Source organism: Arthrobacter sp. H-02-3 (assembly GCF_003097355.1).
GTDB lineage: Bacteria > Actinomycetota > Actinomycetes > Actinomycetales > Micrococcaceae > Arthrobacter > Arthrobacter humicola.
The window spans coordinates 42,301-61,857 of the sequence record NZ_PYUI01000018.1 but is presented as its reverse complement, the minus strand read 5'-3'; the positions used below and the strand labels follow the sequence as shown (position 1 = coordinate 61,857).

Here is a 19,557-nt window from a genome sequence, read left to right as displayed (position 1 = left end):
CATCTTGAGAAAGAACGAGTTTCAGCCATGACCAACATCTCCACTGAGTCCGGCGCGACCACCGGCAGCGCCGCGGGCAATGAAGCCGCGCACGCCGCGGTTTCGGAAGGCTCGACGGTCCTTGAAGCCGCAGCCCTGGCCGAGGACACCATCGCGCTGGTGCGCCACTGGCTCACCGAAGCCGCCACGGTTCCCGTCGACGCCTCGGCCGAGCAGCTCGCCGGAGTCCTGAAAGACCCGAACGGCCTGGACTTCACGGTCGGATTCGTCGACGGCGTCGTCCGTCCGGAAGACCTGCAGGTTGCCGCCCGCAACCTCGCCGCACTGGCCCCCAAGGTCCCGGCGTTCCTGCCTTGGTACATGCGCAGCGCCGTCCGCCTCGGCGGCACCATGGCCCCGGTCCTGCCACAGGTGGTCATCCCGGTGGCCCGCCGCGTGCTCCGTGAAATGGTCGGCCACCTCATCGTCGACGCCACTGACGCCAAGCTCGGTCCGGCCATCGCCAAGATCCGCAGGGACGGCATCAAGCTCAACGTCAACCTCCTCGGCGAAGCGGTCCTCGGCGAACACGAGGCTTCCCGCCGTCTCGAGGGCACCCATGCCCTGCTGTCCCGCCCGGACGTCGACTACGTCTCCATCAAGGTCTCCTCCACGGTGGCCCCGCACTCCGCATGGGCGTTCGATGAGGCCGTGGAGCACGTCGTGGAGAAGCTGACCCCGCTCTTCACCCGTGCGGCGTCGTTTGCCGCCGGCGGACAGAAGGCCAAGTTCATCAACCTGGACATGGAGGAATACAAGGACCTGGACATGACCATCGCGGTCTTCACCCGGATCCTGGACAAGCCCGAGTTCAAGAACCTCGAGGCCGGCATCGTGCTCCAGGCGTACCTGCCCGACGCCGTTGCCGCCATGATCCGCCTGCAGGACTGGGCCGCAGCCCGCCGCGCCGAGGGCGGCGCCGCGATCAAGGTCCGCGTCGTCAAGGGTGCCAACCTGCCGATGGAGCAGGTGGAAGCCTCCCTGCACGACTGGCCGCTCGCCACCTGGAACACCAAGCAGGATTCGGACACGAACTACAAGCGCGTCATCAACTACTCGCTGCACCCGGACCGGATCAGCAACATCCGGATCGGCGTCGCCGGCCACAACCTCTTCGATATCGCCTTCGCCTGGCTGCTGGCCAAGCAGCGCGGCGTGGAATCCGGTATCGAATTCGAAATGCTGCTTGGCATGGCCCAGGGCCAGGCTGAAGCCGTCAAGAAGGACGTCGGCTCCCTCCTGCTCTACACCCCGGTGGTCCACCCGGCCGAGTTCGACGTCGCGATCGCTTACCTGATCCGCCGCCTCGAAGAGGGCGCCAGCCAGGACAACTTCATGTCCGCCGTCTTCGAGCTTGGCGGGAATTCCGCAGAAAGCAGGTCGCTCTTCGAGCGTGAGAAGCAGCGCTTCCTCGCCTCCCTCGCCAAGCTCGACGACGAGGTTCCGCCGCCGAACCGCCGGCAGAACCGCGCCCTGCCAGCCGCGCCGCTGCCGCACGATGCGTTCGAGAACACCCCTGACACCGATCCTTCGCTGCCCGCCAACCGCGACTGGGGCCGCGCCATCCTGGGCCGCGTGGCAAGCTCCACGCTGGGCAACGCCGCCGTCGAGGCCGCCATGATCAACGACGAGGCCACCCTGAACGCGGTCATCGCCACCGCCGTCGAAAAGGGCAAGGCCTGGGGCGCACTCTCCGGCGCCGAGCGCGCCGAAATCCTGCACCGGGCCGGCGACGTCCTCGAGGCCCGCCGCGCCGACCTCCTCGAGGTCATGGCATCCGAGACCGGCAAGACGATCGACCAGGGCGACCCCGAGGTCAGCGAGGCCGTCGACTTCGCGCACTACTACGCCGAATCGGCCCGCAAGCTCGACGACGTCGACGGCGCCACCTTCGTCCCGTCCAAGCTCACCGTCGTGACCCCGCCGTGGAACTTCCCGGTCGCCATCCCGGCCGGCTCCACCCTGGCCGCCCTCGCCGCCGGCTCCGCCGTCGTGATCAAGCCCGCCAAGCAGGCCCGCCGCAGCGGTGCCGTGATGATCGAGGCTCTCTGGGAGGCCGGTGTCCCGCGGGACGTCCTGACCATGGTGCAGCTAGGTGAGCGGGAACTCGGCCAGCAGTTGGTCTCCCACCCGGCCGTGGACCGCGTCATCCTGACCGGCGGCTACGAGACCGCCGAGCTGTTCCGGTCCTTCCGCAAGGACCTGCCGCTCCTGGCCGAGACCAGCGGCAAGAACGCCATCATCGTCACCCCGAGCGCGGACCTGGACCTTGCGGCCAAGGACGTGGCCTACTCCGCGTTCGGCCACGCCGGCCAGAAGTGCTCCGCCGCCTCGCTCGTGATCCTGGTCGGCTCCGTTGCCACGTCGAAGCGGTTCCACAACCAGCTGATCGACGCCGTCACCTCGCTGAAGGTCGGCTACCCGGAGGACCCGGCGACCCAGATGGGTCCGATCATCGAGCCCGCCAGCGGCAAGCTCCTCAACGCGCTGACCACCCTCGGCGAGGGTGAAACCTGGGCCGTGGAACCGCGGAAGCTGGATGCCACCGGCAAACTCTGGAGCCCCGGCGTGCGCTCGGGCGTCCGGCGCGGATCCTACTTCCACCTCACCGAATTCTTCGGTCCCGTCCTGGGCGTCATGACGGCGGAGACCCTGGAGGAGGCCATCGCGATCCAGAACCAGATCGACTACGGCCTCACCGCGGGCCTGCACTCGCTCAACAGCGAGGAGCTCGGCCTCTGGCTGGACACCATCCAGGCCGGAAACCTCTACGTCAACCGCGGCATCACCGGAGCGATCGTCCAGCGCCAGCCGTTCGGCGGCTGGAAGAAATCCGCCGTCGGCGCCGGCACCAAGGCCGGCGGCCCGAACTACCTCGTCGGCCTCGGCGAATGGGCCAGCAAGCCCAGCACCGCCGCCGTCACCCCGGCCGCTGCCCCCGCCCACACGGGAGTACGCCGGATCGAAGACGCGGCCAAAGGCTTCCTGACAGCCGATGAGATCGCGCCGCTGCAGCGCGCCCTGGCTTCCGATGCCCGGGCCTGGGCCGAGGAATTCGGCACCGCCAAGGACGTGTCGGGCCTGAGCGCCGAACGCAACGTCTTCCGCTACCGCGCCCTGCCCGTCACGGTCCGCCTCGCCGAAGGCGAACCGCTCGCCGGCCTCGTCCGGACCGTGGCCGCCGGTGTCCTCGCCGGGTCCGCCCTCACAGTCTCGACCGCCGTCGAACTGCCCGCCCAGCTGAGCGCCGTCCTGTCCGGCCTCGGCATCGCCGTCACCGTGGAGAACGACGCCGACTGGCTGGCTTCCGCCGGCACGCTCGCCGCGGCAGGCAAGCTGTCCGGCGCCCGGATCCGGCTGATCGGCGGAAACGCCAAGGCACTCGCCGAGGCCACCGGCGGCCGCCCGGACCTGGCGGTCTACTTCCACCCGGTCACCGAAGCCGGACGCGTGGAACTGCTGCCGTTCCTGCACGAGCAGGCCATCAGCATCACAGCGCACCGATTCGGCACCCCGAACCACATCTCGGATGCCCTGATTTAGCCCGAGCGTGCCAGAACTCTAGGCCGGGCGTGCTAAAACGCCGTCGCCGCCGTGCAGCACCGTTGGGTGCGGCGCGGCGGCGACGGCGTTAAGCGCGGAGCCGCCTAGCCGAAGTACCAGCCTGGCGGCACCCACGAGGCCGGGACCGCGTGGGCCGAGAAGTCATCGCAGCCGGAGCAGAAGTAGGTGACCTCGCCGAGCTTGCTGACGGAGCCGTCCCGGCGGTGCGCGGCCGGGATGAAGGTCTCCAGGTAGATGAATTCGTCCGTGCCGCAGCGTTCGCAGAACGGGCTGGCAACAAAATCGGACTCCGCCAAGGTGGCCGGGCGAATTCCCCCGCGGCCCAGGCTGGAGTACTGGGTGGTAGCGGGGTGCTGAATCGTGGCGCCGTGGCGCATCGGGGACGTTGCCGGACGGGCGGACGTAGTCGCGTGGGCGGCGGCCGGTGCGGACAGACGGGGGTGGTTTATGGCTGGCATCATTGTCGGCCTATCCCGAACGCTCTGGCGCCAGCCACACGGCATCAGCGACGGACAGCGTTCGTTTTTTCGAATCGTTGTCGTGGGCCTCTGCTTGACCTCGGACGATTAATCTTGAGTAGTGTCAGGATAGATGAAGTACCTGCACCGTTCAATGGTCAAGTAAGTACTCCTCGCTACCTGCGTGGTCTGTCAGGTAAGTACCCCGCCCACATGTGCCGCAGACTAGATGCCGTGGAGTCGATGCCATGGACGGGCCGGCGGGCCGCCCGCGCCTTAGGCCGGGCGCTTCAAAGTCCGGCCCACGATCGCCTGGGTGAGCGCATCGATCACTTCGGTATTGGCCAGGGGATTGCGGATGAGGGTGAAATCGACGTCGCCCACGGGCGGCAGATCGAAGCGGCGGGTAATGATCTTCAGATCCTCCGGGACCAGCGAGAAGGGCATCACGGCCACCCCGATGCCGGCCCGGACGGCGGCCAGCACGCCGCTGATCTGCCGAGTGGTGCAGGTGATCCGCCAGGTCCGGCCGGTGGCCTCAAGGGCGTCGATCGCGAGCTTCCGGCTCAGGCTGGGGGAGGGGTACGCGATCAGCGGCACCGGATCGGCCGGATCCAGCACGGTCTGCTCCAGCCCCACCCAGGCAAAAACGTCCTGCTGGACCACGGTCCCGTCCTTGGCCCCCGCCACCCACTTCACAAAGACCAGGTCCAGTTGCCCCGCGTTGAGGCGCTTGTAGAGCTGGTCGCTCTGGCCCACCGTGAGCTCGAGGTTGATCTGCGGATAGATCTGGCGGAACTCCCGGAGAATGCGGGGCAGCCCGGTGATGGCGAGGTCGTCGGCTGTACCGAAGCGCAGGCGCCCGCGCATGGCCGATCCGGAGAAATACCGGGCGGCGGCGTCGTGCGCGGCGAGGATGCTCCGGGCAAACCCGGCCATGGCATCGCCGTTGTCCGTCAGCCGCACGTCGCGGGTGTCCCGGGCGATCAGCACGCGCTTGGCGGACGCCTCCAGCTTGCGGACGTGCTGGCTGACGGTGGGCTGCGCAAGGCCGAGGCGTTCCGCGGCCTTCGTGAAACTCAGCGTTTCGGCCACGGCCAGGAAGGAGCGGAGCTGGGCGGGTTCGAACATGTGGGTCTCCCGGATCGGGCGGCGCGGGCGTGCATTGCGAACGATGTATTGCGTTTTGTAATGCTAGTTATGCGCTGAATAGGCTTCCATAATCTCTTGGGGTCAGCCTAGCGTTAAGTCCATCCCGCTCACCCGCTCTTTTGAGGACTTTGCCGTGGCACCCCCTCCGCCGCTCGAGGCTAACGCAGCCGCCCTGCCAGACACCATCACCCAACCGATCGCCGTCGTCAACGAGCGCCTGCCGTGGCGCCACACGTTCATCTCCCTGAACGTCCGTAATTTCCGCATCTTCGCGATCGGCCATTTCATCGCCGTGATCGCGCTCTGGATGCAGCGGATCGCCCAGGACTGGCTGGTGCTCCAGCTCTCCGGGTCCGTCACCGCCGTCGGGATCACCGTGGCCTTGCAGTTCCTGCCATCCCTCTTCCTCGGCCCGTGGGCCGGCATGATGGCCGACCGCTTCGCAAAGCGGAAGATCCTCATGCTGTGCCAGTCCGTCGCCGCCCTGTTGGCGGCGACGCTCGCCGTGCTGGCCCTCAGCCAGCAGATCGAGGTCGGACACGTTTACGCGATCGCGCTGGTCCTGGGCCTCGTGACCGTGCTGGACCAGCCGGCCCGTCAGGTCTTTGTCAATGAACTCGTGGGTCCCCGCTACCTGCGCAACGCAATCAGCGTGAACTCCACGATCTTCCAGCTCGGCGGACTGATCGGTCCTGCCATCGCCGGGATCCTGCTGACCGCCGTGGGTGCGGGCTGGGCCTTTGCCGCCAACGCCGTGGCCTGCTGCTTCACCGTGTCCATGCTGCTGAGCCTGCGGAAGGACCAGTTGCATGTCAGCAGCCCGGTCGCCAAGCGGCGGGGCATGCTGAGGGAAGGGCTGAACTATGCGCTGAGCAAGCCCACCATCTACTGGCCTTGGCTGATGGCCGGGTTCATCGCGGTGTTCGCGATGAGCCTGCCGGTGCTGCTGGCCGCGTTTGCCGACCACGTGTACGACGCCGGTGCCGGCGGCTATGGCCTGCTCAACACCCTCGTGGCGCTCGGGGCGCTGGCCGGGGCCATCACCTCGGCCCGGCGGCGCGAACTGCGGCTGCGCTCAGTGGTCCTGGGCGCCGGAATGTACGGCCTCATGTTGTGCCTGGCATCCCTGGCGCCGTCGATGCCCTGGTTCGGTGCGGCGATGGTGCTGGCCGGGTTCTGGTGCCTCATGTTCCTTACCGCCGCGAACCAGCTAGTCCAGGTCAGCGCCAACCTGGCAATCCGCGGGCGCGTCATGAGCCTTTACATCATGGTGCTGATCGGCGGGCAGGCGATCGGCGGCCCGATGATCGGCTGGCTCGCCGAACACGCGAACCCGCACACGGCTGTCCTCATCTCCGGAGGGGCGCCGGTGCTCGCCGCGGCAAGCGTCGCCGTCGTCCTGGCACGGCGGGGGCAGCTCATGCTCAAGGTGGATCTGAAGGACCGGCGCCGGCTGCTGCGGATCGTCCCGAGCCAGGGCCGGCGGCAGACAGCCGCCGCGTCCTAGCTTTCCGCGCCGATATCGGACAGCCGCGGCGTGGATCCACGCCGCGGCTGTCTTTTTTCGCAGCTAAAACCCGGGAGCGGTGCTGAAACCGTGCGGAGCCCCTATTTGGCCAGCGGCACGTGCGGGTAGTCCGGTTCCCGGTGCTGGAACTGCAGCACATCCGGGTTCTGGACGACGCCGTCGCGGATTTCGATCGCACGGCGGATGGTCTCGTTCGCGGTCCAGGCCTCGGGGCCGGTGATCACGGTCTCGAGGAACGGCAGCAGGGCCTCGCTGATCTCCCAGCTGGAGGAATTCCAGAGGTAGGACGGGCTGTGGTCCACCGCGTAGTAGTCGATGTGGTCCCCGACCTTGAACATCGGCTCGGCGAAGGTGGTGGTTTTCGCCCAGCTGAACCCCATGCCCTCGTCGCAGGACACGTCCACGATCAAGCTGCCGGGCCGGAAAGCGGCCAGGTCCTCGGTGCGCAGGTAGGTCAGCGGCGCGTTGGGGTCCTGCAGGGTGCAGTTGACCACGATGTCGCTCTCGGCGAGGAACGGTGCAAGCGGCACGCGCCCGCGTTCGGTGATGACCTCGCTGAGGTACGGCGCGTTGCTGTCGTGGTCGAACTGCGCGATCCGGACGGAGTGGATGGGCGAGCCCACCGCGGCAACACCGCGGTTGGTCAGCACCTGCACGTCGTGGACGCCGTGGGCGTTCAAGGCGGTTACCGCGCCGCGGGCCGTTGCGCCGAAGCCGATCACGACGGCGCTCAGCCGGCGGCCGTAGTCCCCGGTGGACCCGGTCAGCGCCAGGGAATGCAGCACGGAGCAGTAGCCGGCGAGCTCGTTGTTCTTGTGGAAGACGTGCAGGCCGAAGCCGCCGTCGCTGGCCCAGTGGTTCATGGCTTCGAAGGCGATGAGCGTGAGTTTCTTATCGATCGCCAGCTGGGTGATGGCCCGGTCCTGGACGCAGTGCGGCCAGCCCCAGAGGACCTGACCGTCGCGGAGTTCGGCAAGGTCTTCGGGCTGCGGCTTGGGCAGGAGGACGACGTCGGCGTCCACCAGCAGCTGTCGGCGCGGGGCGATGCGCCCCACGAGGGATGCGAGGTGCTCGTCCGACACGCCGAAACGCTCGCCGTAGCCTTCCTCAAGGATCAGCTGCTCCCGGATTTCCGGCGCGATGCGGTCCAAGTGCAGGGGATGGATAGGCAGGCGTCGCTCGTCGGGTTTTCGTGTGCTGGCGAGGATGCCGAGGGTGAGGCGGTTCGGGGACCCGGTCACTTCTTTTTGGGGCTCGCAGTCTTGGCGGCGGTCACTTTGTCGAGGGAGCTGGCCGGCGCTGAGGCGGCCCTCTTGTCAGCGCGCTTTTCCTTGATGGATTTGCCGGATTTCTTGGATGCTGCTTGACGGGGGGACTTGTCAGCCATGATTGCTCCTGTAGCGGAACCGAAGAGGTTCCTGACTTCTGACGATACAGGTAGGAACCTAATGGGAGGCCGGAGCGGGGCGGCGCAGCGCCGGAGGCGGAGGAGGGGATTGGAGCGGCTGACGGGAATCGAACCCGCGTATCAAGCTTGGGAAGCTAGCGCTCTACCATTGAGCTACAGCCGCAGTGGGACTGTCCAAAGTGCTGGACTTTTGCCCCGGTGAAACAACGAGATTTACATTACCCCAGTCTGGCGGCGAGGTTGAACACGCCACGTCCGCGCGTTGGCGGATAGGCGGCCGGATCGCCGTCGGCCACGTCTCATAACTCTTCGGACACTCTTGGGCGAAAGCCCGTCACAGGACCCGGTGCGGTGGCCCGTGCTGTCTATCCTGAAATGGTTAGCTGCAGTTCCGGGGAAGCGGGCTACGCCCATTAACCGTCCGCCGAGCAAGGATTTCCGTGGCATTTGCAGAGTACGACGTCGTTATCCGCCGCGATGCCATGAGCGTCTATAACTACCTCATGGACCCTGGCCACCTGCCGCTGTGGCGGGACGGGGTCCGGAGCGTAGAGCTGCTTTCCGGTGCGGCCGGCGCCAAAGGCGCCGTGTACCGGCAGACCGTCGCCGGACCGGGCGGACGCCCTGTGGCCGCGGATTTCGAAATCGTCGAGGCGCGGCCGGGCGCGGAAATCCAGTACCAGGTCATCGCCGGGCCGGCCCGGCCGCACGGCGGCTACTACCTGAGCACAGAGGGACCCGGCACACGCGTCCGCTTCGCCCTGAACTGCGAGCCCAAGGGATTCCTGGCCCGGCTGTCCAACCCGTTGCGCCGTCGGATGAAGGCTGAGGTCGGCCAGCTCGACCGGCTCAAGTCCATCCTGGAACATATGCCCGCCGCGGAATAGACGGGCCGGGGAAGTAACACTCGGCGTCCGTGCCGGTCCGTGAAGCCGGGTTGGGCGCTGTGCGGTATTTTTGAACCTGTGCTGATCTCTGACCGCGACATTCGAACCGAAATCGACTCCCAGCGGATTGTCCTTGAACCGTTCGACCCGGCGATGGTCCAGCCGTCCTCGGTGGACGTCAGGATCGACAAGTTCTTCCGGCTGTTCGACAACCACAAGTACGCCCACATTGATCCGGCCGAGGAGCAGCCCGAGCTGACCCGCCTGGTGGAGGTGGAATCCGGCGAGCCGTTCATCCTGCACCCGGGCGAGTTCGTCCTGGGCTCCACCTACGAGACCGTGACGCTGCCGGATGACATTGCGGCCCGACTCGAGGGAAAGTCCTCGCTCGGCCGGCTCGGTCTCCTCACGCACTCGACGGCGGGATTCATCGACCCCGGGTTCTCCGGCCACGTCACGCTGGAGCTGTCCAACATGGCCACGCTGCCCATTAAGCTGTGGCCCGGCATGAAGATTGGCCAGCTGTGCTTCTTCCGGCTTTCCTCGGCCGCGGAGCACCCTTACGGTTCGGGGGAGTACGGCAACCGCTACCAGGGCCAGCGCGGCCCGACTGCCAGCCGCAGCCACCTGAATTTCCACCGCACCGACATTTAGGGCCGTTTGCGGCGCAGTCTCAGGCTTACGCTTGCCCCGATGTCCGGACAGCCGGGCGCCGGACCGGGCGGCGCAGCAGCCGGACGACTGGTTCCACGAAACGGGCGGCCAGCGGCCCCGCGATCGCCATGATCAGAACATAGGCCGTGGCGAGGGCCGCCAGATCCGCGGGCACCACACCCGAGGCAACGGCGAGGCCGGCGATGACAATGGAAAATTCGCCGCGCGCGATCAGGGCGGCCCCCGCGCGGAAGCGGCCGGGAATTCCAATGCCGGCCCGTTTGGCCGCCCAGAATCCGGTGATCATCTTGGTGGCTGCCGTCACCAGGGCCAGCAGCAGCGCCCAGCCCAGGACGGGCGGGATGGACCGTGGGTCCGTGTTGAGGCCAAAGACAACAAAGAAGATCGCCGCGAAAAGGTCCCGGAGCGGCTCCAGGATGCGGGTGGCGCTGTGGGCCGTGGCGCCGGAAATCGCGATGCCGAGCATGAACGCGCCTACCGCCGCGGAGACCTGCATGGCGGCCGCGAGCCCCGCCACCAGCAGCGCAGCACCGAGCAGATTGAGCAGGAAGACCTCGGAGTTCTCACTGTGCACGGCTTTGGACACGTGGTGGCCGTGCCGGAGGGCCACCACCAGGACCAGGGTGACGACGGCGAGGGAGATGCCCACGGTCTGCAGGCCCATCAGGAAACTGACTCCCGCCAGTGTGGCGGTCAGGATAGGGAGGTACACGGCCATGGCGAGGTCCTCGAACACCAGGATGGCGAGGACCACCGGGGTTTCCCTGTTGCCGATCCGGCCAAGATCGGTGATGACTTTCGCCGCGATCCCGGACGATGAAATGTACGTCACCCCGCCCATCACCATGGCTCCCACGACGCCCCATCCCAGTATCAGGGCGAGCCCTGCGCCGGGCAGGAAATTGAGCAGAAGGTCCAGGACGCCGGCCTGCCAGGACCGCCGCAGCCCGGTGACGAGCTCGGCCGCCGTATATTCCAGACCGAGCATAAGCAGCAGGAGGATGACGCCGATCTCGCCGGAAAGATGGGCGAACTCGTGCATCCCTTCGAGCTTGACGAGGCCTCCGGCGCCGAAGAACAGACCGCCCACCAGGTAGAGCGGAATAGGGGACATGCCGATCCGCCCGGCCAGTCTGGCCAGCAGGCCGAGACAGAAGACGACAGCCCCCAGCTCGATCAGGGTCAGCGCGAGCGGATCCATCCCGCTTATCCGTTGCGAAGAATGCTGGCCGCCGTGTCCAGGCCTTCTTGCGTTCCGACTGCGACGAGGAGGTCGCCGGGGTGGAGGACGACGTCGGGCCCCGGCGAGGGGAGGACCTCGCCCTCGCGCATGATGGCCACGATTGAGACGCCGCTGCGGGTCCGGATGCAGGCCTTTCCCATCGGCTGGTTGTGGAAGGGGGATTCGGCACTGATTGAGAACTGGCGCGTCACGATGCCCGGGACTTCCCGGTGGGCTTCCGAGAGCTGCATGGCGAGGCGCTGGCCACCCAGGAGGTTGCCCAGGGCGGCGGCCTCGTCTGCCGTCAGCGGAATGGAGGCCTGGCAGGTATCAGGATCGTCCCAGGTCGAGACGATGAGTTCCGTTTGGCCTTCACGGTATTCGACCACGCCGATCCGGCGTCCCGAGGCAGTCATGAAGTCCTTGCGCCGGCCGAGGCCGGGGAGGTCCGTCTCATCCACGTTCATATCTTCAGCCTAGTGCGCGAACCGGAAATTCGGACGCCTCAGGCCGCGGGGACGACCGCGATTTCGGTCTTCTCCGGGGCCTTGACCGGCAGGAGGACGAGCAGGCCCGCAAGCAGCACCACCATGATGCCCAGGATGCCCCAACGCTGGGCCTCCCCGGCGGCCGTGAGGGGGGTGGCGACGGTGATGCACAGGGTAAAAAGGGCCGGGGCAAGGAAACTCACAGCCCGGCCTGTGGTGGCGTAGAGCCCGAAGAGCTCGCCGGATTCCCCGTGCGGGGCGAGCCGGGCGAGGTACGCGCGGGAGGACGACTGGGCCGGTCCCACGAAGAGGCACAGGAAGAGACCGAAGATCCAGAAGGTGGTGGTGCCGGCCCAGGCCACGCCGAGGAATTCGTAGCTTCCGTTGCCGAGCACCAGAATGGCGGTGCCCGCGAGCAGCAGTCCGGCCAGGGACGCGATAATCACGGCCTTCGGCCCGATCCTGTCATCCAGGAAGCCACCGAAAACGGCCCCGACGGCCGCCACGACATTTCCGAAGATCGCGAAGAAGATGACGTCCTTGAGCTCGAAGCCAAAGGTTCCGGCCGCGATCACGCCGCCGAAGGTGAACACGGCGGCCAGACCGTCCCGGAAGATGGCGCTTGCGAGGAGGAAGTAGATGGTGTGCGGGCTGGTCCGGTAGATCGCCTTGATGCGCCGGAGCAGCAGGCCGTAGGAGGCGAAGAAGCCCAGCCGCGCGCCCCGCCCGGCGCGCGGCAACTCCGGCACGGCGAAGAGCACGGGCAGGGCGAAAATGAAGAACCACAGGGCCGAAAACACTGCCACAAGCCGGATGTTGAGACTGTCCGCGGTGGAGGCGCCAATCCAGTCGAAGCTGGGCTGGACAAAGAGTTGGAGCACAATCAGCAGCGCCACAATGCCGCCGAGGTACCCCATGCCCCAGCCGAAGCCGCTGACCTTGCCGATGTTCCGCGGGGTGGAAATCTGCGCGAGCATGGCGTTGTAGTTGACGCCCGCGAATTCGAAGAAGACATTGCCCAGCGCAATCAGCGTGACGCCGAGGAGCAGGAATTCCGGCCGCGGGAAGACGAAGAAACACAGCCCGGTCAGGACCGCGACGGCGGCCGTGTTGACCCCCAGCCACAGCTTGCGCCGGCCCCCGGTGTCCGAGCGCTGCCCGGTGACGGGGGCCAGCAGGGCGATGGCCACGCCGGCAACGGCCAGCGCGGCGCCCAGGACCGCCGAGGCTTGGTCCTCGCCGCCGAAGGCCCTGGAGGTCAGGTAGACGGTGAAAACGAAGGTTGTCATGACGGCATTGAAGGCTGCCGAGCCCCAGTCCCACGACGCCCACGCGAGGATCCGACCCTTGTGCGAGACGGGACTTCCCGCTTCCAGTTCCGACGACGGTCGCATGGCCTCGGGGGCGGCGGCAGTGTTCATAGCCAGAATCGTAGCCGCCTAGGACGCCCGCGGCCTGTTCCCCGCGGGAGTCCCTGGCGGCTTTTGCTACGAATTATTCAGTGGCCGGCGTCCCTGCCAAAAGAATTTGTACACGCTTGGTAAACTGTCCGCACCGAACCTAACAAATGAACCGCCTGCTCTAACTTGCTGACAATCGAATTTCTGACGTTGCGGAGACACCAGTGATCACAGTCCTTGCCGTGCACTTTGCGGTGGCTGTCGTGGCCCCGCTGCTGTTCCGAAAGTTCGGCAGGAATTCGTTCTATGCCCTGGCCGCGGTTCCCGCGGCCTCCTTCATCTGGCTGCTCCTGCAGCACGATGCCGTTTATTCAGGTGCAGTCAATTCAGACAGCGCGATCGCCGAGGCGATCCCCTGGGTTCCCGCCCTCCAGCTGGAACTCGCGTTCCGGATGGACGCGCTAGCCTGGGTCATGTCCCTGCTGGTTCTTGGGGTCGGCGCGCTGGTGCTGGTCTACTGCGCCCGGTACTTCAAGAACAAGGACGACTACCTCGGCGGGTTCGGGGCCCAACTTCTGGCCTTCGCCGGTGCCATGTTCGGCCTCGTCACCGCTGATGACCTCCTGCTGATGTTCATCTTCTGGGAACTGACCACGGTGCTGTCCTACCTGCTGATCGGATACGCCCGGACCAGGCTGTCCGCCCGGCGCTCGGCGCTGCAGGCGCTCGTGGTGACCACTGCCGGCGGCCTGGCCATGCTCGTGGGACTCATCATCCTGGGTTCGACAGCCGGAACCTACCGGATCCAGGCCATTCTGGACATGGCCCCCGCGCTCGTCACCGGCCCCGCGGCAGGCGCCGTAAGCGCCGCCGTCGTCCTGATCCTGATCGGTGCGATCACCAAATCCGCCCTGGTTCCGTTCCACTTCTGGCTCCCCGGAGCGATGGCCGCCCCCACGCCCGTGAGCGCCTACCTGCACGCCGCGGCCATGGTGAAGGCGGGGATCTACCTGGTGGCCCGGCTCGCCCCCGGGTTCGCCGGGATCCCGCCGTGGCTGCCGATCGTGCTGGGCCTGGGCCTGGCGACCATGCTGGTCGGCGGCTACCGGGCCCTCCGGCAAACCGACATCAAACTCATCCTCGCCTACGGCACCGTGAGCCAGCTGGGCTTCCTGACCATGGTGGTGGGCCTCGGCACTCCCGACGCGGCGCTCGCCGGACTCGCCCTGCTCCTGGCGCACGGATTGTTCAAGGCCACGCTGTTCCTGGTGGTGGGCATCATCGACCACCAAGCGGGGACACGGGACATCCGCAAGCTCTCCGGCGTCTACGGCTCGGCCCGGGCACTGGCGGTCGTAGCGGCAATCGGTGCGGCCTCGATGGCGGGCGTCCCCCCGCTGGCCGGCTACGTCGCCAAGGAATCGGTGTTCGAGGCCTTCATCCAGTACAGCTCGGAGTCCGGGACCGGGCCCTGGCTGCTGGGAGGCGTGGTCCTCGGCTCCGTCCTGACCTTCGCCTACAGCGCCCGCTTCATGTGGGGCGCCTTCGCCGTCAAGCCCGGCGTGGAGCCCACGGCGTTCAAACCGATCAAAGCCGCTTTCCTTGCCGCACCGGCAATCCTGAGCCTCCTCACGATCCTGTACGGCCTGTGGCCCGCCGCCGTCGACGGCTGGATCCAGCCCTATGCGGAGCTCTTTGTGGACGGCTCCGGCTCCTCGCCCGGCCACCTGGCGCTGTGGCACGGCATCACCCCGGCTCTGGGGCTGACCGCGGTGACGTTCGCCCTGGGCCTGGCCATGTTCTTCGGCCGCAACGCCGTGGCCCGGCTGCAGGCCTTGGTGCCGGGCTGGATCGACGCCGACCGCGCGTACCAGCAGACGATCGGCGCGCTGGACGACACCGCCGTCTGGGTCACCGGCCGGACCCAGCGAGGCTCGCTGTTCTTCTACCTCTCCGTCATCCTGACCGTGGCGTTCGTCCTGCCGCTGACGGCGCTGCTCGTGGCCAACAAGCCGCTCCCGCCCGGACTCTATGTCATCGATCCGGGCTCGCCGCTGCAGCTGGTGGCCGGTGCGGGAGTCGTGATCGGCGCGCTCGCCGCGGTCCGCGCCAACAAGCGGTTCCTGGCCGTCCTGATGGTGTCCGTCACCGGCTACGGCATTGCCCTGATGTTCGCGCTGCAGGGCGCCCCTGACCTCGCGCTGACCCAGATGCTGGTCGAAACGATCATTCTGGTGGCGTTCGTGCTGGCCATGCGGAGCCTCCCCGCGGGGCTGCGGGACCGCACCGGCGGGAAATACCGGGTCATCCGCGTGGTGATCGGCCTGGCGTTCGGCGCCACCATGATCTTCGTGGCCATCTATGCCCTGGGCGCCCGCGTGGCCGAGCCGGTCTCCCTGCAGTTCCCGCAGCTGGCCTACGAGGGCGGCGGCGGCCTCAACGTCGTCAACGTGACCCTCGTGGATATCCGCGCATGGGACACCTTTGGCGAGATCTCCGTCCTGGCCCTGGCCGCCACCGGCGTGGCCAGCCTCATCTTCGTCCGAGGCCGCGGCGACCGCATCCGGACGGCCGCCACAGTCGCGGAAGGGACCGTCGGCCGGTTGACCGGGGCCCGGGGCAGCACCCGTGACGATGCCGCCCTGGCCATGAACCGTCGGTTCGCTGCAGCCACCCGGGACGCCTGGCTGGTGGCCGGCCGGACTCTGGCCCCCGAACGCCGCTCGATCATCTTCGAGGTGGTCACCCGCTTGATCTTCCACTCCATGATCGTGTTCTCCATCTATCTGCTGCTCGCCGGCCACAACCTGCCCGGCGGCGGCTTCGCCGGCGGCCTCACAGCCGGACTCGCCCTGACCATCCGCTACCTCGCCGGCGGCCGCTTCGAACTGCGCGAAGCCACGCCGGTCGGCGCCGGTACCCTGCTGGGAATCGGCCTGGCCACCGCCGCGGCCGCCGGAATGACGCCGCTGCTGCTGGGCGGACAGGTGTTCCAGAGCGCCATCGTGGAACTGTGGCTGCCCGTGTTCGGCGACATCAAGTTCGTCACCTCGACCATCTTCGACATCGGCGTGTACGTCGTCGTGGTCGGCCTGGCCCTGGACGTGCTGCGCAGCCTGGGGGCCGAAATCGACGAGCACTTCGAGGAACAGCCCGAGCCATCCGACGAAGGGCCGTCCGATGACGATGAGGGCGGTCTCCCGGCTGAAACAGCCGACGCGGAAACGACAGCCAGGGGGAAAGCATGAGCGTCAATCTGACCCTGCTGACGGTCATGGGGGCCCTGTACGCCTGCGGCATCTACCTCATCCTTGAACGCAGCCTCACCCGGGTCCTGCTGGGCCTCATGCTGCTGGCCAACGCCACCAACCTCCTGATTCTCGCCACCGGCGGGTACGCCGGACTGGCGCCGATCTTCGACAAGAACACCCCCGCCGGCGACTACAGCGACCCCCTCCCGCAGGCGCTGATCCTGACCTCGATCGTGATCTCCTTCGCCGTCACGGCGTTCATGCTGGGCATCATCTACCGGACCTGGGTCCTGGCCCGCCAGGATGAAATCCAGGACGACGCCGAGGACCGCCGCGTCGCGGAAACCCCGAGCTTTGACGCCGAGGACGACTCCGTGATTCCGGTCGAGACCTCGGAGTTCCCGCTGGCGATGATCGGCTCCGACGGCGCCGGGCTGGTGGACACCCCTGTCGGTGGAGGTCCGGGTCCCGGATCCGGTTCCAGCCAGGGAAGCGGTGCGGCCGCGGTCATGTCCGGCGACCGCCCGGTGCGGGCCGAACAGGCCGCCTCCGAAGAACAGCCCGGCTCCCTGAACGTTGACCCCAGACCGGAAGGAGGCGGACAGTGAACATCGCCAGCTTTGCCCCGCTCGCCGTCGTACTCCCCATCCTGGGCGCCGCCCTGACGTTCCTGCTGATCCGCCACTCCCGGGCCCAGCGGGCCGTCAGCATCGCCATCCTGACCGTGACCCTGCTGCTGGAATGCTGGCTGCTGGCCTCCGTTTGGGAGGGCGGGACGGCCGCGGTGAATATCGGCGGGTGGATGCCGCCCTGGGGGATCGTGCTGGTGGTGGACCAGTTCTCCTCGCTCATGCTCGTGGTGTCCTCGGCCGTGAGCCTTGCGGTGCTGATCTACGCAACCGGACAGGGCATGGCCGACGGCGACCGTGACGCGCCGGTCTCGATCTTCCACCCGACCTACCTGATCCTCGTCGCCGGGGTGTCCAACGCATTCCTCTCCGGAGACCTCTTCAACCTCTACGTCGGCTTTGAGATCCTGCTGACCGCCAGCTACGTGCTCATCACCCTCGGCGGCACGGGCCCGCGCATCCGGGCAGGCGTGACCTACGTCGTGGTCTCCGTGGTGTCCTCGGTGCTGTTCCTGATCGCGATCGCCATGATCTACGGCGCCACCGGAACCATCAACATGGCGGACCTGGCCATCAAGCTCGGCGACCTGGACCAGGGCACCCGGACGCTGCTGCACGTCATGCTCCTGGTGGCCTTCGGCATCAAAGCCGCCGTCTTCCCGCTGTCCTTCTGGCTCCCCGACTCCTATCCCACCGCGCCGGCCCCCGTCACCGCCGTGTTTGCCGGGCTGCTGACCAAGGTGGGTGTCTACGCCATGGTCCGCACGGAGACGCTGCTCTTCCCGGGGGATGCGCTCAACGCCCCGCTCATGGTCGCGGCGCTGCTGACCATGGTGGTGGGAATCCTCGGCGCCCTGGCCCAAAGCGACATCAAGCGACTCCTGTCCTTCACCCTGGTCAGCCACATCGGCTACATGGTGTTCGGCCTGGCCATGTCTACGGTGGCCGGGCTGGGCGCCGCGGTGTTCTACGTGGTCCACCACATCACCATCCAAACCAGCCTGTTCCTCGTGACCGGCCTGATTGAACGCCGGGGCGGCAGTTCGTCCATGGACCGCGTCGCCGGGCTGGCCAAGCTCTCCCCGGTCCTGGGCGTGCTGTTCTTCATTCCGGCCATGAACCTGGCCGGCATCCCGCCGTTCTCGGGCTTCCTGGGCAAACTGGGGCTCCTGCAAGCGGGCATCGAACTCGGGACGCCGCTGGCCTACGCACTGGTGATCGGAGGAGTGCTGACCAGTCTGTTGACCCTGCTGGCGATCGCCAGGGTCTGGAACCGGGCGTTCTGGCGCAAGCCCGAGGACGCGGAACACCCCGATCCGGTGCTCCTGGCCGCACCGGAGGATTCCGCGACCGGAGACCGGGCCGGCCGGACCAACGTGACCCTCCTGCCGCGCACCATGGTGGGCTCCACCCTGGGCCTGGTGCTCTTTGGCGTGGCCCTGACCGTCTTTGCCGGGCCGTTGTTCAAGGTCGCGGACCAGTCCGCCCACGAGATGCTGGACAGGTCCGCCTACATCCACGCCGTGCTTGGCGAGGACGCCCCGGTCCCGCCCGTGCCGTCGGCGGTCCGGCCCGGCCAGCAGCAGGGCGGCGGGAAATGAACCGGAAAAGGATCTCCCTGCGCCAGGAACTGCCGCTGCTGGTGTGGCTCGTGTTTGTCTGGGGTGCCCTGTGGCAGAACTTCAGCCCCGGCAATCTCCTCTTCGGCGCCCTCATCGCCGTGGTCGTGGCGCGGGTTTTCTACCTGCCCCCGGTGGAACTCGGCGGCCGCTTCAACGTGCTCCGCGCCGTCCCCTTCGCCGTCGTCTTCCTCGGAAAAGTCGTCGCGGCCAGCTTCCAGGTCCTCTACCTCGCCGTGGTCCGCGGCCCGGACGTGGTCAGCGCAATCGTCGCCGTGCCGCTGCGGAGCCATTCGGACCTCCTGGTGACGGCCACGGGGCACGTGATCTCGCTGATTCCCGGATCACTCGTGGTGGAGGTGGACAGGTCCACGTCCACCCTCTACATTCACGGCATCAACGTCCGCAACGCCCAGGACGCGGCCAAGCTGCGTAAGGAAGTCCGTGACACCGAGGCCGGGCTGATCAGGATCATGGGGACCAAAGAGGAACTGTCCGCACTTGCCCAGGAGGCCGCCGCATGATGCAGATCGTCCTGACGGTGACAGCCGTCGTACTTTCCCTGGCCGCCGCGGGGGCGATCATCCGGATCGCGCGGGGCCCGTCGCTGCTGGACCGGGTGCTGGCCGCCGACGTGCTCCTGGCCATCTTCGGTGCGGCCCTGTGCATCGACATGGCCGCTAACCGGCACCTGAACAACCTGATGCTGCTGGTGGCTATTTCGCTCATCGGATTCGTCGGCTCGGTCACCGTGGCCAGGTTCGTGGCCGACCGGAGGGAGAACGTCCGTGAATCCTGAAACAGTGATCGACGCCGTCTCTGCCGTGTTTATGGTGGTCGGCGCCCTGATGTCCCTCGGCGCGGCCGTCGGCCTGCTGCGGTTTCCGGACCTCATGAGCAGGATGCACGCCGCCACCAAACCGCAGGTCCTGGGGCTCTTCCTGCTCCTGGCCGCCCTTGGCCTGCAGATGCGCACCTGGTGGGTGTGGCCCGTCCTGGTGGTGGCGTGGCTCTTCCAATTGCTGACCGTCCCAGTTTCAGCCCACATGGTGGGGCGGGCCGGGTACCGCACCAAGCACCTGCACCCGGAACTGCTGAGCGCCGACGAACTCGAGGCCGTCGTTCAGAAGGCGGCCCAGAAGGCCGCCCGGCAGGCGGCTGCCCGCCATGGAACGGACGACGACGCCGACCGTTGAGGGTGGACCGATCCGAAAATAGTGGCGGCCGCGCGGCTGCT

At 67.4% G+C, this 19,557-nt stretch carries 17 protein-coding genes and 1 tRNA gene; 10 read left to right on the top strand and 8 right to left on the bottom strand.

Annotation, left to right across the window (positions count from 1 at the left end):
- Positions 1-27 precede the first annotated feature (27 nt).
- Positions 28-3,582 carry a bifunctional proline dehydrogenase/L-glutamate gamma-semialdehyde dehydrogenase gene (locus C9424_RS16070; RefSeq protein ID WP_116767903.1) on the top strand — a complete coding sequence of 1,185 codons (3,555 nt, stop codon included), beginning with the start codon at positions 28-30 and terminating at the stop codon, positions 3,580-3,582.
- Positions 3,583-3,686: 104 nt separating this feature from the next.
- Here C9424_RS16070 and C9424_RS16065 read toward each other — a convergent pair whose 3' ends face one another.
- Both C9424_RS16065 and C9424_RS16060 read right to left on the bottom strand, forming a co-directional pair.
- Positions 3,687-4,064 carry a hypothetical protein gene (locus C9424_RS16065; RefSeq protein ID WP_237563498.1) on the bottom strand — a complete coding sequence of 126 codons (378 nt, stop codon included), beginning with the start codon at positions 4,062-4,064 and terminating at the stop codon, positions 3,687-3,689.
- A 273-nt stretch (positions 4,065-4,337) separates the two neighbouring features.
- On the bottom strand, positions 4,338-5,192 hold the full coding sequence (locus C9424_RS16060) for a LysR substrate-binding domain-containing protein (protein WP_116767901.1): 855 nt from the start codon (positions 5,190-5,192) through the stop codon (positions 4,338-4,340).
- Positions 5,193-5,346: 154 nt separating this feature from the next.
- On the opposite strand from C9424_RS16060, the gene C9424_RS16055 reads away from it, so the two are divergent.
- Positions 5,347-6,720 (top strand): MFS transporter, encoded by a 1,374-nt coding sequence (locus tag C9424_RS16055; RefSeq protein ID WP_116767900.1) that lies wholly within the window; start codon positions 5,347-5,349, stop codon positions 6,718-6,720.
- A 101-nt stretch (positions 6,721-6,821) separates the two neighbouring features.
- Here C9424_RS16055 and C9424_RS16050 read toward each other — a convergent pair whose 3' ends face one another.
- The 3 genes from C9424_RS16050 to C9424_RS16045 all read right to left on the bottom strand — a co-directional run bounded on the left by C9424_RS16050 (position 6,822) and on the right by C9424_RS16045 (position 8,312).
- Positions 6,822-7,982 carry a N(5)-(carboxyethyl)ornithine synthase gene (locus C9424_RS16050; RefSeq protein ID WP_116767899.1) on the bottom strand — a complete coding sequence of 387 codons (1,161 nt, stop codon included), beginning with the start codon at positions 7,980-7,982 and terminating at the stop codon, positions 6,822-6,824.
- The gene (locus C9424_RS21710) at positions 7,979-8,128 is read right to left on the bottom strand and encodes a hypothetical protein (RefSeq protein ID WP_018774018.1); all 150 of its coding nucleotides are present in this window, start codon (positions 8,126-8,128) and stop codon (positions 7,979-7,981) included. The genes C9424_RS16050 and C9424_RS21710 overlap by 4 nt, the downstream gene beginning before the upstream one ends.
- A gap of 110 nt (positions 8,129-8,238) precedes the next feature.
- Positions 8,239-8,312 (bottom strand) — tRNA-Gly (locus C9424_RS16045).
- Positions 8,313-8,589: 277 nt separating this feature from the next.
- On the opposite strand from C9424_RS16045, the gene C9424_RS16040 reads away from it, so the two are divergent.
- Both C9424_RS16040 and dcd read left to right on the top strand, forming a co-directional pair.
- Entirely contained in the window at positions 8,590-9,036 is a 447-nt protein-coding gene (locus C9424_RS16040) for an SRPBCC family protein (RefSeq protein WP_116767898.1), read from the top strand.
- A gap of 78 nt (positions 9,037-9,114) precedes the next feature.
- On the top strand, positions 9,115-9,690 hold the full coding sequence (dcd, locus tag C9424_RS16035; RefSeq protein ID WP_091254534.1) for a dCTP deaminase: 576 nt from the start codon (positions 9,115-9,117) through the stop codon (positions 9,688-9,690).
- Between the two features lie 25 nt (positions 9,691-9,715).
- Here dcd and C9424_RS16030 read toward each other — a convergent pair whose 3' ends face one another.
- The 3 genes from C9424_RS16030 to C9424_RS16020 are packed head-to-tail and all read right to left on the bottom strand — an operon-like array spanning position 9,716 to position 12,842.
- Positions 9,716-10,912, bottom strand: a complete 1,197-nt coding sequence (locus C9424_RS16030; protein WP_116767897.1) for a cation:proton antiporter — start codon at positions 10,910-10,912, stop codon at positions 9,716-9,718.
- Positions 10,913-10,917: 5 nt separating this feature from the next.
- The gene (locus tag C9424_RS16025; protein ID WP_091254529.1) at positions 10,918-11,400 is read right to left on the bottom strand and encodes a cation:proton antiporter regulatory subunit; all 483 of its coding nucleotides are present in this window, start codon (positions 11,398-11,400) and stop codon (positions 10,918-10,920) included.
- A gap of 38 nt (positions 11,401-11,438) precedes the next feature.
- Positions 11,439-12,842 (bottom strand): MFS transporter, encoded by a 1,404-nt coding sequence (locus C9424_RS16020; protein ID WP_116767896.1) that lies wholly within the window; start codon positions 12,840-12,842, stop codon positions 11,439-11,441.
- 203 nt (positions 12,843-13,045) lie between these two features.
- Between C9424_RS16020 and C9424_RS16015 the strand changes: the two genes are divergently transcribed.
- The 6 genes from C9424_RS16015 to mnhG are packed head-to-tail and all read left to right on the top strand — an operon-like array spanning position 13,046 to position 19,516.
- Positions 13,046-16,069: a Na+/H+ antiporter subunit A gene (locus C9424_RS16015; protein ID WP_116767895.1), complete on the top strand. Its 3,024-nt coding sequence runs from the start codon at positions 13,046-13,048 to the stop codon at positions 16,067-16,069.
- Complete coding sequence (locus tag C9424_RS16010) at positions 16,066-16,680, top strand: Na(+)/H(+) antiporter subunit C (protein WP_116767894.1); 615 nt, start codon at positions 16,066-16,068, stop codon at positions 16,678-16,680. Before C9424_RS16015 ends, C9424_RS16010 begins: the two co-directional genes overlap by 4 nt.
- Positions 16,677-18,302: a Na+/H+ antiporter subunit D gene (locus tag C9424_RS16005; protein ID WP_116767893.1), complete on the top strand. Its 1,626-nt coding sequence runs from the start codon at positions 16,677-16,679 to the stop codon at positions 18,300-18,302. The genes C9424_RS16010 and C9424_RS16005 overlap by 4 nt, the downstream gene beginning before the upstream one ends.
- Entirely contained in the window at positions 18,299-18,844 is a 546-nt protein-coding gene (locus C9424_RS16000) for a Na+/H+ antiporter subunit E (RefSeq protein WP_116767892.1), read from the top strand. Before C9424_RS16005 ends, C9424_RS16000 begins: the two co-directional genes overlap by 4 nt.
- Positions 18,841-19,119 carry a monovalent cation/H+ antiporter complex subunit F gene (locus tag C9424_RS15995; protein WP_116767891.1) on the top strand — a complete coding sequence of 93 codons (279 nt, stop codon included), beginning with the start codon at positions 18,841-18,843 and terminating at the stop codon, positions 19,117-19,119. The genes C9424_RS16000 and C9424_RS15995 overlap by 4 nt, the downstream gene beginning before the upstream one ends.
- Positions 19,109-19,516, top strand: coding sequence for a monovalent cation/H(+) antiporter subunit G (mnhG, locus tag C9424_RS15990; protein ID WP_272914156.1), 408 nt, complete (start codon positions 19,109-19,111; stop codon positions 19,514-19,516). The genes C9424_RS15995 and mnhG overlap by 11 nt, the downstream gene beginning before the upstream one ends.
- The last annotated feature ends 41 nt before the right edge of the window (positions 19,517-19,557 follow it).

Bases quoted from the DNA above. Each gene is read 5' to 3' on its own strand.
- C9424_RS16025 (WP_091254529.1), bottom strand. From the start codon at position 11,400: ATGAACGTGGATGAGACGGACCTCCCCGGCCTCGGCCGGCGCAAGGAC.
- C9424_RS16060 (WP_116767901.1), bottom strand. From the start codon at position 5,192: ATGTTCGAACCCGCCCAGCTCCGCTCCTTCCTGGCCGTGGCCGAAACG.
- C9424_RS15995 (WP_116767891.1), top strand. From the start codon at position 18,841: ATGATGCAGATCGTCCTGACGGTGACAGCCGTCGTACTTTCCCTGGCC.
- C9424_RS16000 (WP_116767892.1), top strand. From the start codon at position 18,299: ATGAACCGGAAAAGGATCTCCCTGCGCCAGGAACTGCCGCTGCTGGTG.
- C9424_RS16070 (WP_116767903.1), top strand. From the start codon at position 28: ATGACCAACATCTCCACTGAGTCCGGCGCGACCACCGGCAGCGCCGCG.
- C9424_RS16065 (WP_237563498.1), bottom strand. From the start codon at position 4,064: ATGATGCCAGCCATAAACCACCCCCGTCTGTCCGCACCGGCCGCCGCC.
- C9424_RS16020 (WP_116767896.1), bottom strand. From the start codon at position 12,842: ATGAACACTGCCGCCGCCCCCGAGGCCATGCGACCGTCGTCGGAACTG.
- C9424_RS16030 (WP_116767897.1), bottom strand. From the start codon at position 10,912: ATGGATCCGCTCGCGCTGACCCTGATCGAGCTGGGGGCTGTCGTCTTC.
- C9424_RS21710 (WP_018774018.1), bottom strand. From the start codon at position 8,128: ATGGCTGACAAGTCCCCCCGTCAAGCAGCATCCAAGAAATCCGGCAAA.
- C9424_RS16010 (WP_116767894.1), top strand. From the start codon at position 16,066: ATGAGCGTCAATCTGACCCTGCTGACGGTCATGGGGGCCCTGTACGCC.